We start from the raw sequence: 321 nt of genomic DNA on the forward strand, positions 1-321 counted from the left end.
ACTGCTCACGGTCCTGGATGCGGCGACTACGGTTGAAGACCTTCGGTCACCGCCCGGTAATCGTTTGGAAAAGCTTTCCGGCGACCGTGAGCAGTTGCTGGGCGCGGCGTAGCATATCGGAGGGAAATCCCTTCTTCACAGATCCGTCGTCAATCGAAGCAGTCAGCTTGTTTTTGAAAGAACGGATCATTGCCTGCCTCTTGATGTTCGTATCATAAACAGATACGCGCAGAAGTCAACAGAACCGTATCTTAAAGAGATACGTTATTATTTCCCCTCGACGGTCCGATGCCGCCCGATAGGCAGCATCATCGGCTTGCC

The 321-nt window shown here is 52.6% G+C and carries 1 pseudogene; it reads left to right on the top strand.

The annotated features are described in order from the left end of the window. Nucleotide 1: 1 nt before the first annotated feature. Nucleotides 2-88: pseudogene (locus EN824_RS35715) on the top strand (type II toxin-antitoxin system RelE/ParE family toxin); the annotation flags it as partial. Nucleotides 89-321: the final 233 nt, after the last annotated feature.

Origin of the sequence: Mesorhizobium sp. M8A.F.Ca.ET.181.01.1.1 (assembly GCF_004792025.1) — a bacterium.
In the GTDB taxonomy this organism is placed as follows: Bacteria; Pseudomonadota; Alphaproteobacteria; order Rhizobiales; family Rhizobiaceae; genus Mesorhizobium.